This is a genomic window from Porphyromonas loveana (assembly GCF_003096695.1).
In the GTDB taxonomy this organism is placed as follows: Bacteria; Bacteroidota; Bacteroidia; order Bacteroidales; family Porphyromonadaceae; genus Porphyromonas; species Porphyromonas loveana.
In genome coordinates this window covers 108668-125089 of the sequence record NZ_QEKY01000005.1, presented here as the reverse complement: position 1 = coordinate 125089, position 16422 = coordinate 108668, and the positions used below count along the sequence as shown (strand labels likewise).

Below are 16422 nucleotides of genomic sequence, written 5' to 3'. Positions count from 1 at the left end.
CATGCTGGCCGCAACGCTCGAATACGTGCTGGCTCATCCCATAGAACTGGCAGCCGCACTCGTCAACTTTATTTGGGTCTATCTCGAATATAAGGCGAGTGTCTGGCTTTGGCCGGTGGGCATTATTTTGCCCCTTTTCTACATTTATCTCTCCATCGAGGCTCAGTTCTACGGCAATGTCCTCATCAATCTCTACTATTTCGTGACCTGCATCGTCGGCTGGATCGTATGGTTGCGCCACCGTTCCGATACCGAGGAGGGAGCCATCGTAGATATTACCGCCCGCCGTTTGGCGCTCTTTCTCATCGGGGCGGTCGTTGCTTATGCCCCCATGTACTACGTCCTTGCACACCATACCGATAGCTTGGTGCCGTGGGCCGATACGTTGGCTACCGTGGTCAGTTTCGTGGGGATGATCTGGCTGGCGCGTCGCATCCGGCAGCATTGGATTTGTTGGCTCGTGGCCAATGTGATCAGCTTGGCACTCTTCTATCGTGCCGGCGACAATGTCAGCACCGTTGTTTTTGCTGTCAATGCCTGCATCTCCGTCTTGGGATATATCCGCTGGGGCAAGCTCCGCCATTCTAATTCCGTTACTCCCATATCATGATCCGCTTCCCCCTGCTTACGGCTGACACGGCCCCGCGCTTTGTCATCTTGGCCAATGGCGAATTTCCCCGCACGCCTCTCTTGCTCTCCATTCTCGATCGGGCTGCTGCCGATCCTCAGGGGATGATCGTTTGCTGTGATGGTGCCACGCAGCAGTTGCTTGACTACGGTCTCACCCCCGATGCAGTCGTAGGCGATCTGGATTCGGTGGGGGCAGCCGCGCTTCGGTTACCGCCCGAGCGGCTCCACCACATCGGCGAGCAGGAGACCAACGACCTGACCAAGGCCGTCACCTTCTCAGTCCGTGAATACGCCCCTGCATCCATCTGTATCCTCGGTGCTTCGGGCAGGCGTGAGGATCACCTCCTCGGCAATGTCTCCCTGCTGCCGCATTATGCGCGCCTCTGTGAGCGAGTCGTCATGCCCACGGACTACGGCTGTTTTCTGGCTTTCGATGGCGAGGCCGAGATATGCGTAGGTTATCCTGACAGGCAACTCTCTATCTTCAGCTTCGGGGGCTCGCGTGTTGCGGCCCAAGGGCTCGTCTGGCCGATGCCTCCATCTCCTCTGTCTGAGCTGTGGCAGGGCACGCTCAATCGCTCCCTCTCCGACACCATCCGGCTCTCTTCCGACTCTCCGCTCGTTCTTTTCCTCGCCGACGAACCGCGATAGCACTAATCCCGCTCTTTACCGGCGTTTTCTTCCGCGGTCATAGGCCTTGGAGAGTGCGTTCATGTCCGATCTTTTTTTCTGTTATAGAGGTCTCAATAGTTGCTTAGTCATGAAATAAAATCTTCTTAATCATGAAACTCCATGAAGTCCGGGAGGCTTTTATGCGAATCGGCTCAGCGCACTAATTCTCTGGGGCATATGCCACACGAGAGCGGTTAGCCACGAGAGTGAAATAGCTCCTCGGGACAAAGCTTGTCGTCCGATGTAGGCCGTGTGCATAGCCCCAAAAAGCACTAACTTTGCGCCTATATGACAGATGCTTTCATCTTTGAAGACAAAAAGGCGGCTTTCCTGACGCTCGGTTGCAAGCTGAATTTCGCCGAGACCTCTACCCTTGGCAAAGCCCTTGCTGAGCAGGGGGTGCGCCCGGTGCGCCCGGGCGAGAAGGCCGATCTCTGTGTGGTCAATACCTGTTCCGTGACAGAGCTGGCCGACAAGAAATGTCGCAATGCCATCCGTAAGCTGCACAAAGAACATCCCGATGCTCTCATGGTCGTCACCGGCTGCTACGCACAGCTCAAGCCCGAGGACATCGCACAGATAGAAGGCGTGGACATCGTACTCGGTGCCGATGAGAAGCTCGACCTCATCTCCGTCCTCAGCCACCGCGCTGCACAGGCCGGTGGAGGGAAGACCATACTCACGACTCCGACCAAGGACATCCGCAAGTTCCAACCCGGCTGCTCGGCCGACGATCGCACCCGCCACTTCCTCAAAGTGCAGGACGGCTGCGACTATTTCTGCTCCTATTGCACCATTCCCAAGGCGCGGGGGCGCAGTCGCAATGGTTCCATTGCGTCGCTTGTGCGTCAAGCCGAAGGTGTGGCAGCTGAAGGCGGCAAGGAGATCGTGCTCACGGGTGTGAACATTGGTGACTTCGGGCGTAGTACGGGGGAGACCTTTACCGATCTGCTTCGTGCGTTAGACGAGGTGGAAGGCATTGAGCGTTATCGCATCGGATCGATCGAACCTAATCTCTTGTCCGACGAACTGATTGATTTCTGCGCTTCTTCCAAGCGCATCGCCCCCCACTTCCATATGCCGTTGCAGAGCGGTTCGGACGACGTGCTCAAGCTCATGCGTCGCCGCTACGACACGGCACTTTTCCGTGATAGAGTAGAGCATATCTGTCGAGTATTGCCCCATGCTTTTATCGGCATTGATGTCATCGTGGGCACAAGAGGGGAGCGCCCCGAGTTTTTCGAGGATTGCTTCGATTTTCTACAGAACGCCATTTCCTTCAGCCGATTGCACGTATTCACATACTCCGAACGCCCCGGTACTCAAGCGCTGCAAATACCATATATAATAGACGCGCGCGAGAAGCAACGCCGCAGTCGCAGGCTGCTGGACTTGTCCGACCGACGTCTGGCTGAGTTCTATCGTTCGGAGGAGGGTTTTCGTAGGCGGGTGCTTTGGGAAGACGTCAGTCACGAAGGCTTGATGCAGGGCTTCACGGAGAATTATGTTCGCGTGGCAGCTCCCTATACAGCCGAAGCCGTGGGAACCGTGTCCGATGTGGTACTCGGCAAGATGCATCCTTCCGGCGAATACGTTCTTTTGTCAGACAATAACCTTTAGTATGAAGTATCCCGCTCTCTCCTATTATATACTCTATGTCCTCACCTATCTGTTTGCCTTGTTGCCGTTATGGGTGATCCGCCTGAAGAGTAAGCTGCTGGCGGGCTTGCTGTACTATGTGCTGCGCTATCGTCGGCGGGTCGTTCGCGACAATCTGACTCGCTGCTTCCCCGAGAAGAGCGAAAAGGAAATAGGTGCTATCGAACGACGCTTCTACCGTGGCTTCACCTATCAAGTCCTTAGTTCCTTCAAACTGCTCACCTATACCCCAGCTCAGCTCTGTCGTCATATCTCCCTCGAAGGACTCGATGTGCTGGAGCAGCTGCGTGCCGAAAGACATCCCGCCATCCTGCTGATGATGGGACATTACGGCAACTGGGAGTATTTTTCGGGTAGTCAGGAGATGATCAAGGGTTCGGGCTTACAGATTTATCAGATCTATCGCCCGCTCAAAAATACCGCCGCCGACCGCCTCATGCATCGGATCCGCGAGCGCTTTGGCTCACGTGGAATCCCCAAACACGATGTGCCGCGTGAGCTCTTGCATCTCATGCGCGCTCCTTATCCTGCGGAGACGCCTCTCGTTATCTTCATTGCCGACCAGAGTCCCGCCTATGCCGGTTCGTATTGGACGACTTTCCTGGGGCGAGAGACGGCTTTCTTCAACGGTACTGAGAAGCTGAGTACGAAGTTCTCTCTCCCCGTCGTTTATATGGATGTGAAGAGGACGGGTGCCGACAGCTACGTTGGTACGATTGAATTGCTGCACCATCCGCAGGAAACAGTTCCCTCGGGGGCTGTCACCGAAGCCTATGTGCGCAAGATGGAGAAGACCATCCTGCGCGATCCTGCCCTCTGGCTTTGGAGCCATCGTCGCTGGAAGCGTCCCCGTCTGCCCCAATAACCATCCCTATGACCACAGCCGTTATCATCCTCAACTGGAACGGGCGCTCTATGTTGGAGAAGTACCTCCCCGCGCTTGTGGCCCATACGCCGCAGCAGTCGGCGCGCCTCATCGTGGCCGACAACGGATCCACGGACGACTCTGTGGACTTCCTTCGCCGAGAATACCCGCAGGTGGAGCTGATCGTCTTTCCTGAGAATTACGGATTTGCCGAAGGCTATAACCGTGCCATCGAGCTGACCGAATGCGACTGCATGGTCCTGCTCAATAGTGATGTGGAGGTGACAGCCGGATGGCTCGACGCCCCGCTGGCGTTGTTGCGCGACCGTAGCGATGTGGCTGCTGTGCAGCCCAAGATTCGTTCCCTTCGAGAGCGGGGTTCTTTTGAATACGCAGGAGCTGCGGGTGGCTACCTCGATCGCCTGGGCTATCCCTTCTGTCGGGGACGTATATTCAGTACGCTGGAGACCGATGCCGGTCAGTACGATGACACGACAGAGGTGTTTTGGGCTTCGGGAGCTGCTCTTTTCGTCCGTCGGCAGGTGTATAGAGCAGTAGGAGGATTGGATCCGCGCTTCTTTGCCCATCAGGAAGAGATCGATCTCTGCTGGAGGCTTCATAGCCGTGGTTGGCGAGTGGCAGTGACGCCACACTCCGTCGTTTATCATTTGGGTGGTGGCAGTTTGGATGCCAAGAATCCCCGCAAGACGTATCTCAACTTCCGCAACAACCTGCTGATGCTCTACAAGAATCTGCCCGATGCAGACCTCCGACATACGATGCGCATCCGCGCATGGTTGGATGGTCTCTCGGCCATGATGTTCCTCTTCTCTGGTCGATTCCGCCATGTGGCTTCGCTCTTTCGCGCTCGTCGGGACTATCGTCGTATGCGAGCGAACTTCTCCGCTTCGCGAGCAGATAATCTTCGCCTTGGCCCCATCCCTGCCCCGATGAAGCCTTACTCCATTGTCTTCCAATACTACGTCCGAGGCAGGAAGCTCTTCTCCCAATTGTAGAAAGTTCGAGTCGTCGGAATTATCCGATGGTTCAGGTGGCTCGAATGACTCCGAACGCTTTCCTCTTTCTCCCCCTAAAACCTCTATTTACGTCGTGCTCTGCTGAGAAATACGCTATAATTGGGTGTTTTACGTATATGCACGTAGCATTTTACGTGTTTTTACGTATATACAATATAGAGGATGGCAGTAATTTTGCCTTTGAAGAGTTGAGTCAGCATCATGAGAGGGAAGCAATGTGTGCTTCCCTCTCATTCAGAGTGCTCAATACTGTGATTGCATGAGAAGAAAAGTTATCACACTACCACTACTATAGTATTATGAAAAGGAAAGTACGATTATTATTAGTCGGAATTGCACTGATGGCAGGATTTCTCTCTGCTCTCCACGCGCAAAACGTGGCTCTCAAGACCAATTTGCTTTATGGAGCTACGACCACGCCTAATGCCGGATTGGAGTTTCGCTTGGGCAAAAAATGGACACTCGATATTTCGGGTGGTTACAATCCGTTTACCTTCGAACATCATCGCAAACTCAAGCACTGGCTTGTAGCACCAGAGCTTCGTTACTGGACTTGTGAGGCTTTCTCCGGTCACTTCTTCGGCTTGCATGCCATCGGCGGTGAGTACAATGTCAATGACATCGACATTCCCATCGGTCGTCTCAAAAAACTCAATAACTATCGCCACGAAGGCTATGGTATTGGTGCCGGTCTGACTTATGGTTATCAGTGGTTGCTGGGGCGCAGATGGAACCTCGAAGCCTCCATTAGTGCCGGCTATGTCAATCTGGACTACAGCAAATACGAATGTGCCAAGTGCGGTAAGAAGATCGGTGAGGGCAAGTATGACTACTTCGGTGTCACCAAGGCCACCCTCTCACTCATCTACATTATTAAGTAATCACTTTTTATATCTGTAAGAAGCTATGAAACTCAGTCGCTATATCATCCTATCGCTCCTTGTTGGAGCTTCTGCCCTCGTCCTCTCGGCGCAGCAAAACCACCTAAGCGGCATTCAGGTGCCAGAGAAACATGTGATCAAAAAGAAAGGACGCACGGCCGAGGTGAAGATGAACCTCGATCTGACGGCTATGCCCGATATGAAAAGTAATCTCTTGATGGTTGTTACGCCCGTGATCCAGTCCAATACTTCGGGCGAGCAGGTGGCCTTACGCCCCTTCGTGCTGGCCGGTAACAAACGCTACCGCATTGTGGATCGACGAGTGTCGCTCAACAAAAAACATCCTTTCAATAATCCAGAGACAAAGCCTGCTGCTGTGGTCAATCGCCGCAACGGTAAGGCGCAGAATTTGGACTATGCCACGACCACTCCTTACCACCCTTGGATGCGCAATTCGTCTCTCATTCTCATGGCAGAGAACACAGGTTGCGCCGAATGTCCGATGGGACATGAAGAGACCTCTCTTACCGACGATGCATTGGTGCCCCTCTATGAGGCTAATTACCAATATAACATCATGGTACCGGAAGGCGAACTAGTGAAGGTGCGTGAGGAGAGTCTCTCGGCGCATCTGGCCTATCAGGTAGGCAAATACGAGGTATTGCCCAACTTTGACGGCAACCCCGCCGAATTGCAACGTATTGACAGCAAGCTGAAAGAACTCAGAGGCAATAGCGACATCACATTCGAGAAGCTAAGCATGGTGGGTTATGCTTCACCTGAGGGTGGGGTGGACTACAACCTCCAGCTTTCCAAAAACAGAGCGAACTCTTTTGCCGACTACCTCGTGGGCAAGTACCCGATTCTCAAAGGACGATTCGAGTCTGACTGGAAGGGGCAAGACTGGGACGGTCTCAAGGCTGCTGTGGCTAAGAGCAATCTGCCCAATCGTGACGCCATCCTCCGGATTATCGACGAAAAATCGGTAGAAGAACGTCCGTCAGCTCTCCAAGCGCTCGACGGTGGCACTACTTATGCTACGCTCTTGGCCAGCTTCTATCCTCCTCTGCGTCGTAGTGAACTCACTTTCCATATCGTTGTCAAAGGTTTCGAGCTGGATAAGGCTCGCGAGATTATTAAGACGCATCCGACTCGTTTGAGCTTGGCCGAGGTCTATGCTGTGGCACAGAGCTATCCCGAGGGTAGCGCCGAGCGTTACGAGACGTGGACTATCGCAGAGGCGGCATTCCCCCAAGCCATAGAACCTACTGCTAATGCTGCTATCATCGATATGCGTGCAGGTCGCTATGCCGAGGCTCTTCGCCGTCTCGAAGCTCGCAAGTCTGAGCAGAAATTGTGGACACTCTTGGGATTGGCATACGCTTACAATGAGAAGTGGACGGAAGCCGAAAAATATCTCTCCTATGCTGCTCAGCATGGCATGCCCGGTGCACAGCACAACCTCAACGAACTGCGTCTCTATATGCAGGACAACCTCTAAGACAAAGAAGCAAATACAGAAAAATCCTACTAAGGAAACAATCGAAAACAATATTCACTTTTTTAAAAACAAAAAACGAGATGAAAAAGACAAAATTTTTCTTATTGGGACTTGCTGCTCTTGCTTTGGCAGCTTGTAACAAAGACAACGAGGGACCCATCGTTGAAACTGATGCTACTGTAAGCTTCGTAATTAAGACTGGCGAAGGACGTGCTGTGGGCGATGGCCTTGCAGATGCTAAGATCACGAAGCTCACGGCTATGGTCTATTCTGGTCAAGTGCAAGAAGCACTCAAGACGGTTGAAGATGCTAATGGTGTAACTAAGGTTGAAGGTATCACTTGTAAGTCTGGTGCCAACCGCAAGTTAGTTGTGATCGCCAACCACAATTATACCCTTGATGGCAAGAGCTATAATGAAGTTATGGCACTGACCACAGAATTGGTTGCTGCTAATCAGTCGGCTCAAGGTTTGGTGATGACAGGTGAGTCTGCCACTTTCACGATTAAACCGGGAGCCAATCATTACGGCTATCCTACAGGAACAACATCGGACAACCTCATTTCTGAAGGCTCTCCTCTTGCAGTAACTCGTGTACATGCAGGAATGTCATTTTCGGGAGTAACGGTTAATATGGCTACGCAGTATGAAAACTACTATTCTTTCAAAACTGACGATGCTAAGATTGCAGCTCTCGTGGCAAAGAAGGATTCTAAGATCTTTGGTTCGTCTTTGGTTACTGACACTAAGGCTTATCTGTTTGGTGTGGCTACACCTGCCGGTCTTTACACTCCGGATGCAACTGGCGAATCATATACAGAAGAGACTTCTTTAAAGTCTGACTATGCTGTAGGAGCAGGTTTCTATGTGTTAGAAAGCAAATATGATGTGACGAACGAATTGCGTCCTACGATTCTCTGTATCTATGGTAAACTTCTTGATAAGAATGGCAACGCTCTTACGGGTCAGGCTTTGGCAGACGCTATTGCTGCAGGGTTCTGTAACGCTGAAGGTATTACTTACTATCCGGTATTGGTTAATTACAATGGTAATGGCTATACTTATACTGGTACTCACACAGCAGAAAACAAGATTGTTCGTAACAACCATTACAAGATTGCATTGACGATTACTGGCCCTGGTACAGATACACCTGAAAATCCTCAACCTGTACAGGCTAACTTGAATGTTAATTGCACTGTTACTCCTTGGGTTGTTGTAAATCAGAACGCTACTTGGTAATCACCACAGACTGACGAAAGAACTATTAAGATAGTTTGTCAATAGCTGAATGCAGGGAGCGGGGTTACCGTTCCGCTCCCGAGCATTCTACAATTTTTTCTCTCATAAGAGAGAACCAAAACACGAACAAAAGCAAAGAACTACCATTATGAACGACGCTAAGAAATATATCGTATCGATACTGATCGTACTCCTCTCCGGAATACTGACAGGATGCATCAAGGAGGACTATTCCGATTGTCCCCGCCCATTCCGCCTGACGGTGAGGGCCTGGGATGCCGATATGCAAGATATTACTGAATCCGGTGACGTGGAGCGCGTCGTTATCTTTGTATTCGACGAGAACGGTCGCCGCATCGATCGACTGATGATGACTGCTGCCGAAGTGGCTACACATAAGCCGATCCCATTGGAATATGACGGTCCCAAGAGCGTTTCGTTTGTCGCTTGGGCCAATCCAAGTGACGATGCACTGGCTGCGACAGCCCATGTGCATGACGTCAAAGACTTATTCTTCAGGCTCTCCTCTGCCAACGGCATAGCTCAGTCGCCTAAAGACCTATTCTCCGGTGCCCTCACTTGCCCCATCGAGTACGGATCTATTGAGCAGGGCACAGAACGGACTATCGACATCTACCGCCGTACGGCACAAGTGCACATCTTCGTACGTGGCTATAAGGACTGGCTTGATGCGCACACTGTGCGTGATTTGCCAGACTATGCCGACATTTTGCTGGGAGAGACTCCCGACACCTATACCGGCCTCGCTGAGCTAATCGGCAACGCCGTGCAATACCGCCCCGAAGGACAGATAGAGGATGGAGACTTTATCTCGTCCGTATTCAGAATTTATCCCACGCTCAACGCTTCGCCCCTGCATCTGGACTTTCTTATTAACGGTGCTACGGCGCTCTCGTTTACCGAGGGCTCTGACGGGACTCCTTTTGTTCCCGTAGCGGGCAAAATGCTCAATATCTACATCGATCTCCGCGGTGCTAATGTGAACGTTGTTGTGAACGTTACGCCTTGGAACGTTGTGCAACAATACGCCGAATACTAATCTGAAAACCCACTATGGAAATGAAATACTTTCGACTAACATCCGGACTACTTCCCCGCCTCTTCCTATTGTTGCTTCTGGCAGCAGGGTTGGCTGCGTGTAGTAAGGAAGACAAGCCCGTCGGACCGGACTCGGACGAACTGGCTACTGTGAAACTGTCACTTGCCGATGTAGAGATGCGCGCCGGTGATCTGTACAGTGGTGAGGACCTCATCAAAACGATACGTATCTACGTTTTCCGTGAAGGCACGGGAGGACTCCTTGTCGTGGATCAACAGAAGCTTTATAAGTCGGGTGAGACTGACTTTAATAATCCATTTGAGATCACTGCTCATGCCGGTCCTCGTCACGTCTATGTGATAGCCAACGAACCGGCTATTCTCACGGAGCAGCTCGATCGTCTCTTGTTTAAGTACGAATTGGATGCGTTGCAGATGCCAGTGGTTGCAGTTTCGGCAGTCCAACCATTCATGATGACCGGTAAGACTGCGACTCCAGTCACGCTGAATCCCGACCACACAGTCTCCACTACGATAAACCTCGTACGTGCCGTCGCTAAGATTACGTTGGACATCAAGCAGAATACACCCGTAGGCGATGTCGTTAAAATTGTGGGAGCAAGCATCCTCCGTAACGCACGGAATTCGCGTCTCGTGGAAGGAAGTACAAGCAAGCCGACTGCTTTTTGGAATTGGACGAACAATTATAATCTCTCCCTGACCAATAACGGCGGCGCACAAGACCTCATCCCCAATACGACTCCTCTCTATGTATATGAGAACATCGGTTCGGTTTCAGATACGACAGGTCGTGCTACACAACTCGTTATTGAGGCTATTTATAATGGTGTTAAGACGCGATACTATGGTTATGTAAATGATGCGACGACTGCAACCGACCATCACTATGCCATTCACCGTAACCATCACTACAAGCTCTCGGGTACGATCACAAAGATGGGAGAGTTTTCTGCTCTCCTGCTCAATACAGAGGTGCTCCCGTGGACACTAGAGAATCTCAATTATGGTTTCCTTGTTCCTCACTTTGTCATGGTGAATCCTCAGACGGTGCTGACGCAGGATAACTATGTGACACAAGCAAATCCGTTGAGCTTCCAAGTCAAAATCAAAGGAACCAACGGCAGTCAGTGGCAGGCAACGCTTGACAACGGACTCGAATTTGGCATCATAGGTACAACAACCGGTGCTGCGGATGGCGAGACCACTTATACTATTCAAGTGAAACCTTTGAAGAATCCGGGCAACTCAGAGCGCAGAACCAATCTCTACTTCACAGTCAATGGCAAGAAAGTAGTGCTCAAGCTCAACAGTGGTGAACAATTGAGCTACATCAAAGTAGTGCAGGGTGCTTCATAAAGAAAGGAGAAACGAAGATGAAAACAAAATTCACAATAGGACTTTTGGTAGCATTCCTGATGAGTGCCCTAACGGGATGTATCCGAGAAGATATTCCCGATAATGGAGCTTCTTCCCTTGTCTTGAGAATACAGTTGTCTGAGCAAGGTCAAGCGAGCGACCGTGCTGAGGAAGTCGGAGAGAATGCCTATCAAGAGAATACGATTGATGCTCTTACGCTAGTCTTCTACAAGGCAGGATCGAAGGTGTGGGAAGTAGTGCCTACGCAACAATCCGAAGGCAACTACTACATCCCTGTACCTGAGTCAATGCAAATGCAATTTAATGGAGCGAACGAATTCAAGGTATATCTCGTGGCGAATATTGCCGGATTCGCTGCCCCGTTGAACGAAGCGGCTCTGCAGAATTTCCTCGTTACTAACCGAATTGCTGTGACGGCAGAATCGGGAACTCCCGCAGATCGCTTTGCGATGGTGGGTTCAACAGCTAAGAACATCAATATGGCTACAGCAGAGGGTAAGCAACTCGGTACCATCAAACTCAAACGCGTGGCTGCCAAAGTGCGGGTCAATGCTCCTGTGGTGAATGTGGCCGGATATGAGTTGGTGGGAATTGCTGCTGCTAAGTTCCGTAATTATAGGGACAAAGGCAATCTGATCACTGAGGCAATACCGTCTTCTTCTACGGTGCAAACGCTCGGATATTTCCCTCTCAAAGAGAATAACAACAGATCGGTACACTTCTACTCCTATTATAATAGTTGGGAAGTCACCACACCGGCCGATCAACGTCCAGAGATCGTTCTTCTGCTCAATCTTCGGAAGGCAGGTGAGACCACTGCCAAACCATACTATTACCGTGTGCCTATTGAAGCTGCGGATATGAAAATTCGCAGCAACTACTTGTACAGCCTCTCTGTGACGATCGAAGTGCTGGGAGCACTCAACGAAGGTGAAGCTGTAGCAGTACAAGGCAACTTCAATGTACAGCCATGGACGGAACATTCGGAGAGTCAGACCCTGCCAGATACGCAGTATCTGGAAGTGATCCCGCAGGAGACCGTGATGAATATGATTGAGGAGGTATTTTTGGACTATAAGAGCTCTTCATCTATCGTGATTGAGAATATCAAAGCATCATATACCTATGTTGATGGGGCTACAGGCCAAGAAATAACTACTTATTATCAAGCCAATCAGACGACACCTCCTGCCCATGTGGGACAGTTCCCCTCTGTGACAGAAGTGGGTGGTAAGATAAGGGTTTATTCGAAGCTCCCGGTGAATAATGTGCCAAAGAAGATCACATTCCGAGTGCGCAATCAAGTCGGGGGGCTTACGAAGGATGTAACCATCAAGCAGAATCCATCCGAGTATGTAGTCAATACGACTGGTACCGCCTCCGCATGGCAGCCTGGCGGTAATCTGGCATCGGGGCTCAATAACAAGGCTATCTACCACATCGTGATTTTGTCTCCTTCTGGTAATATGATCTTAGGCTTCCCTCCAAGAGAGAGTCGCGATTTCTATAGAAAAAGGTCGTCTGGAGGAGTTGAGTACAAGTATACTGATAATGTGACGGTGGATTCTCCGGAAGTTTCCAAAATGGTGTCTCCCTCTTTTGAGCTTGCTTCTCAGTTGGGTGCTACCGTTATCCAACCCTATAAGGAAATGCATAATGGATATTATTTATGGTCCAATTATGCCAATTCTTCTTCTTCCACCCGAAATGCTTTAGGTACTTGTGCTGAGTATTGGGAGGAACGGGTGGTCAATGGGCAAACAGTTACTTTGGACGATTGGCGTTTGCCTACTAAGGCAGAGATCGAATTGGTGGAAAAGCTCCAGACCGATAATAATAGTGCAGTGCAATTCATTATGACAGGGCGTTATTATTGGAGTGCTCTCTCAGAAGCAGCGATCCTAATCCCTTCGGGAGGCTCTGTCTCCGGGGTCTCTACAACGAGAGCGCATGTGCGCTGTGTACGCGATGTGAAAGACGATATTAGGAAGAAATAAAAGACGACGATGAAAAAGTTACTCTATATGCTGTTGCTGCCGCTTCTGATTCTCTCCTGTACGGCAGAGCGAAACGGATCTATTACAGGGCAAAAGACAGAAGTCTGTGGTGAGATAGCCATGGCTGAGTATCCTGCTGTGCGTGTTCTTGTTGGCAAGGAGGCTGCTGTGGAGAGTCTGGAGCTTTGGGTCTTCGACGAAGATGGTTATTTCTTGGAGCGTGCTGTAGCATCTGTTGCCGGCAACACATTCACTGCTACCATAACTTCCTCTCCTGTACCTCGTATCATCCACTTTGTCGCCAACTATACGCTTCTTAATCCTGAGGCATGGGTGGGCAGGAATCAGAAGGAAATGGTTCCATCTTTTGCCGTGGAAGATACGCAGGAGACTATCTGTATGTGGGCTAAACGATCGTATGTATCTGTAGCTCCGAATCAGAATCTGGGGGCAATTACCCTCTTGCGCAACATGGCTAAGTTTGGTCTCACGGTAGGTCCTTCACAGACCAGCAAACTGTATGATGTGTCTTTTGCCCTGTATAATTCATTGAACAAAGGGACGCTTGCACCTTTCAACCCTGCGATAGGAGACTTTACAGAGAATGTTGTGACCGAGCCTGCAGGTGCTGCTTTTGCAGCGGCTGGAGCTTTCAAGTCGGCCGGTGAAGGCAATTATTTCTACGGTTTTGAGCGTCTCAATTCTGTACTCAGTGGCGCGAGCGACCAAGTAGCATGCCTGATTGTGCGTGCAAGGTATAATGGGAGCGCAGCGGCCTACTCTTATTATAAGATCGACCTTGTCGATGCCAATAAGGTGCGATACGATGTTACCCGCAATCACTTCTACAAAATGCACATTGCTCAGGCTAAAGCACCAGGTAAATCTTCTGTAGAAGCTGCACTGGCAGGAGCTGCTGCCAACAACGTGGCTCTCTCAGGTGAAATGCAAACCTTCCCCTCCTTCTCGGACGGGACCGGTCTGCTGACAGTGGATCACACGTTCATGGCCTTTATCAATAATGAGTCGCAGGGAGAGATCAAGGCCTCTTACACTCCTGCCGGATCATCGGAGACAAGCAACGGCCTCATCCGTGTGATCCGCGTGGAAGGAGATGCGGTCGCCTCTGCTACACACAATGGTAATGGCACGATCGCGCTCCAGATAAAACCGAAGCCGAGCAGCGGTACGCTTACTTCCGATGTGATCATCGGTATTGAGGGCAATCCCGACCTCAGACGTATTGTCAAAGTTGTGGTGCGGAATGCGTATGAATACGAGTCCTTTACGGCGAATAACATAGCAATGCCCGGAAATGTGCAGGTGGCTGCAACGCAGGGTGCTGCCCTCCAAATCAAGGCTAAGCTGCCTGAGATATTCAATGCCGGGCTCTTACCTATCACATTCAAAGTATTCACTGAGAACTTCTATCCATCCGCAGGAGGAATGTTGTATGGAATCGAAGGCGGACAGAGCGTGTACAAATACATAGTGACCTCAATACCGGCTAATCGGGAGATAGTCCTGGATTTCAAATCGAACAAAGCAGCTTCAGCAGGCGTTATTACGGTCAAAATGAACTACTTCGGAGACAAGGCGATAACGGTAACCAATCCATAGGACAGTCGAGCTTTTGATCTCAAAAACAAAGGGCAGGTGAGTATAACCTGCCCTTTTTCTTTTGCCGTCCAGGCATGAAAATAAATGATGTGAACGGAAATAGTGAGTGTCGGAAGCGATTGGATAAGGTCTCTTTTAGAATTTATTGGCAAAAACGGGCAACAGTGGAGATGCTTGAGTCTCTTCAGTGTTAATTCCTGTCATGAAAAATATCTTTTCCTATCCGCATAGTCGCTTGTCAAAACTGCGTTTTTATTTGGAATGATTATAAATAAGCAGGGATTGGAGTCATGCAGAGCAGATGCAAAGAAGCCGAAAATGCGATTTTGAATACTCGGATATCGATAATTAGGTAGTTGGAGGACAAACTTTATAATTCTTACATTCAATCTTTATAAAAATCAATTCTGATAATTATAATCTTCGCACCTGAAAATTATAAAGTTTAGATCTCATAAACCTAATTATTGCCGGCCTCCCAAGCAGGGTTTCACGGGCAAAAAAGAAGCACCCGTTGAGCTCGGAAGCGAACTCAGCGGGTGCTTGCTATGGTGTTGTATGTCTTGGAGGCTTAGGTCATCCCATCAGTTCTGGGAAAAGAAACAGATCTTTACACATGCCTTCGCGCCACATAATAGTGGCTGTATGGGCATACCTTGTGGAGTGAGTATAGGCGGGACAGCTCCCGCAGGTCTGATAGTAGGGCAGTTCTGGATACATCGTATAGTTGTTGAGTGGAATAATCTGTCGGCTGCAAAGGTAGCAAAAAGGTGTGTGCCTCCGCCCCTTCTTGCCACAGCTGTATCTATTGCTTACCTTTGTGGAACGAATGGCAGAAGAATTTGACATTAGAGAGGAACGTTACCGCGGCAATGACGGCGAACGCGAGGTGGAGAACCGTCTGCGTCCGCTTTCGTTCGACAGCTTCAGCGGTCAGGACAAGGTGGTGGAGAATCTGGCCATATTCGTGGCTGCAGCCCGTCTGCGCGGCGAAGCGCTGGATCATACGCTGCTGCACGGCCCTCCCGGGCTGGGCAAGACCACGCTCTCCAATATCATCGCCAACGAGTTGGGCGTGGGCATGAAGATCACTTCCGGTCCCGTCCTCGACAAGCCCGGCGACTTGGCCGGCCTGCTCACATCTCTGGAGCCTAACGATGTGCTCTTCATCGACGAGATACACCGCCTGAGCCCGATCGTGGAGGAATACCTCTACTCAGCCATGGAGGACTATCGCATAGACATCATGCTGGACAAGGGGCCGAGCGCGCGCTCCATCCAGATCACCCTCGCTCCCTTCACCTTAGTTGGAGCCACTACGCGCAGCGGCTTGCTCACGGCTCCGTTGCGTGCCCGCTTCGGGATCAACTTGCATTTGGAGTACTACGACGTGCACACGATCACCGGTATCGTGGAGCGCAGTGCACGCATCTTGGAAGTGGCCTGCTCGCACGATGCTGCCGTTGAGATAGCAGGTCGTAGCCGTGGCACGCCGCGTATCGCCAATGCGCTACTACGTCGAGTGAGAGACTTTGCGCAGGTCAAGGGATCAGGCTCCATCGACAAGACCATCGCCTGCTATGCGCTCGAAGCGCTGAACATAGACCGCTACGGCTTGGACAGCATTGATCACAAACTCCTGGCTACTATTATGGACAAATTCGCCGGTGGTCCCGTCGGGCTGAGTACCATTGCGACGGCCTTGGGGGAAGATGCCGGCACGATAGAGGAGGTGTACGAGCCTTTCCTGATCAAGGAGGGCTTCCTCAAACGTACTCCCCGTGGTCGGGAAGTGACCGAACTGGCCTACACGCACCTCGGGCGTAATCCGCATCCGCACCATCCGTCTCTGTTCGACTGAC

13 protein-coding genes are annotated in these 16422 nt (G+C 50.9%); all 13 read left to right on the top strand.

Annotated features, from left to right (window positions below):
- Position 1 precedes the first annotated feature (1 nt).
- Entirely contained in the window at positions 2 to 610 is a 609-nt protein-coding gene (pnuC, locus tag C7382_RS03990) for a nicotinamide riboside transporter PnuC (protein WP_116679027.1), read from the top strand.
- Positions 607 to 1281 (top strand): thiamine diphosphokinase, encoded by a 675-nt coding sequence (locus C7382_RS03985; protein WP_116679026.1) that lies wholly within the window; start codon positions 607 to 609, stop codon positions 1279 to 1281. Before pnuC ends, C7382_RS03985 begins: the two co-directional genes overlap by 4 nt.
- A gap of 309 nt (positions 1282 to 1590) precedes the next feature.
- Positions 1591 to 2922: a tRNA (N(6)-L-threonylcarbamoyladenosine(37)-C(2))-methylthiotransferase MtaB gene (gene mtaB, locus C7382_RS03980; protein ID WP_116679025.1), complete on the top strand. Its 1332-nt coding sequence runs from the start codon at positions 1591 to 1593 to the stop codon at positions 2920 to 2922.
- A 1-nt stretch (position 2923) separates the two neighbouring features.
- Positions 2924 to 3826 carry a lysophospholipid acyltransferase family protein gene (locus C7382_RS03975; RefSeq protein WP_116679024.1) on the top strand — a complete coding sequence of 301 codons (903 nt, stop codon included), beginning with the start codon at positions 2924 to 2926 and terminating at the stop codon, positions 3824 to 3826.
- 8 nt (positions 3827 to 3834) lie between these two features.
- A complete protein-coding gene (locus C7382_RS03970) occupies positions 3835 to 4842 on the top strand; it encodes a glycosyltransferase family 2 protein (RefSeq protein ID WP_116679023.1) in 1008 nt (335 codons plus the stop codon).
- A gap of 320 nt (positions 4843 to 5162) precedes the next feature.
- Positions 5163 to 5744, top strand: coding sequence for a DUF3575 domain-containing protein (locus tag C7382_RS03965; protein ID WP_116679022.1), 582 nt, complete (start codon positions 5163 to 5165; stop codon positions 5742 to 5744).
- Positions 5745 to 5769: 25 nt separating this feature from the next.
- Positions 5770 to 7245, top strand: a complete 1476-nt coding sequence (locus C7382_RS03960; RefSeq protein WP_116679021.1) for a DUF3868 domain-containing protein — start codon at positions 5770 to 5772, stop codon at positions 7243 to 7245.
- Between the two features lie 80 nt (positions 7246 to 7325).
- Positions 7326 to 8486, top strand: coding sequence for a fimbrial protein (locus tag C7382_RS03955; protein WP_116679020.1), 1161 nt, complete (start codon positions 7326 to 7328; stop codon positions 8484 to 8486).
- A gap of 148 nt (positions 8487 to 8634) precedes the next feature.
- Positions 8635 to 9546, top strand: coding sequence for a FimB/Mfa2 family fimbrial subunit (locus C7382_RS03950; RefSeq protein WP_116679019.1), 912 nt, complete (start codon positions 8635 to 8637; stop codon positions 9544 to 9546).
- A gap of 20 nt (positions 9547 to 9566) precedes the next feature.
- Positions 9567 to 10922, top strand: a complete 1356-nt coding sequence (locus tag C7382_RS03945; protein ID WP_243405653.1) for a fimbrial protein — start codon at positions 9567 to 9569, stop codon at positions 10920 to 10922.
- A 17-nt stretch (positions 10923 to 10939) separates the two neighbouring features.
- The gene (gene fimD, locus C7382_RS03940) at positions 10940 to 12940 is read left to right on the top strand and encodes a fimbrial tip adhesin FimD (protein ID WP_116679017.1); all 2001 of its coding nucleotides are present in this window, start codon (positions 10940 to 10942) and stop codon (positions 12938 to 12940) included.
- Between the two features lie 9 nt (positions 12941 to 12949).
- Positions 12950 to 14560 (top strand): protein FimE, encoded by a 1611-nt coding sequence (locus tag C7382_RS03935; RefSeq protein ID WP_116679016.1) that lies wholly within the window; start codon positions 12950 to 12952, stop codon positions 14558 to 14560.
- Between the two features lie 829 nt (positions 14561 to 15389).
- Positions 15390 to 16421 carry a Holliday junction branch migration DNA helicase RuvB gene (ruvB, locus tag C7382_RS03930; protein WP_116679015.1) on the top strand — a complete coding sequence of 344 codons (1032 nt, stop codon included), beginning with the start codon at positions 15390 to 15392 and terminating at the stop codon, positions 16419 to 16421.
- The last annotated feature ends 1 nt before the right edge of the window (position 16422 follow it).

What these genes read in the sequence shown, in the direction of transcription:
- pnuC (WP_116679027.1), top strand. Translation starts at nt 2, where the DNA reads ATGCTGGCCGCAACGCTCGAATACGTGCTGGCTCATCCCATAGAACTG.
- C7382_RS03985 (WP_116679026.1), top strand. Translation starts at nt 607, where the DNA reads ATGATCCGCTTCCCCCTGCTTACGGCTGACACGGCCCCGCGCTTTGTC.
- mtaB (WP_116679025.1), top strand. Translation starts at nt 1,591, where the DNA reads ATGACAGATGCTTTCATCTTTGAAGACAAAAAGGCGGCTTTCCTGACG.
- C7382_RS03975 (WP_116679024.1), top strand. Translation starts at nt 2,924, where the DNA reads ATGAAGTATCCCGCTCTCTCCTATTATATACTCTATGTCCTCACCTAT.
- C7382_RS03970 (WP_116679023.1), top strand. Translation starts at nt 3,835, where the DNA reads ATGACCACAGCCGTTATCATCCTCAACTGGAACGGGCGCTCTATGTTG.
- C7382_RS03965 (WP_116679022.1), top strand. Translation starts at nt 5,163, where the DNA reads ATGAAAAGGAAAGTACGATTATTATTAGTCGGAATTGCACTGATGGCA.
- C7382_RS03960 (WP_116679021.1), top strand. Translation starts at nt 5,770, where the DNA reads ATGAAACTCAGTCGCTATATCATCCTATCGCTCCTTGTTGGAGCTTCT.
- C7382_RS03955 (WP_116679020.1), top strand. Translation starts at nt 7,326, where the DNA reads ATGAAAAAGACAAAATTTTTCTTATTGGGACTTGCTGCTCTTGCTTTG.
- C7382_RS03950 (WP_116679019.1), top strand. Translation starts at nt 8,635, where the DNA reads ATGAACGACGCTAAGAAATATATCGTATCGATACTGATCGTACTCCTC.
- C7382_RS03945 (WP_243405653.1), top strand. Translation starts at nt 9,567, where the DNA reads ATGAAATACTTTCGACTAACATCCGGACTACTTCCCCGCCTCTTCCTA.
- fimD (WP_116679017.1), top strand. Translation starts at nt 10,940, where the DNA reads ATGAAAACAAAATTCACAATAGGACTTTTGGTAGCATTCCTGATGAGT.
- C7382_RS03935 (WP_116679016.1), top strand. Translation starts at nt 12,950, where the DNA reads ATGAAAAAGTTACTCTATATGCTGTTGCTGCCGCTTCTGATTCTCTCC.
- ruvB (WP_116679015.1), top strand. Translation starts at nt 15,390, where the DNA reads ATGGCAGAAGAATTTGACATTAGAGAGGAACGTTACCGCGGCAATGAC.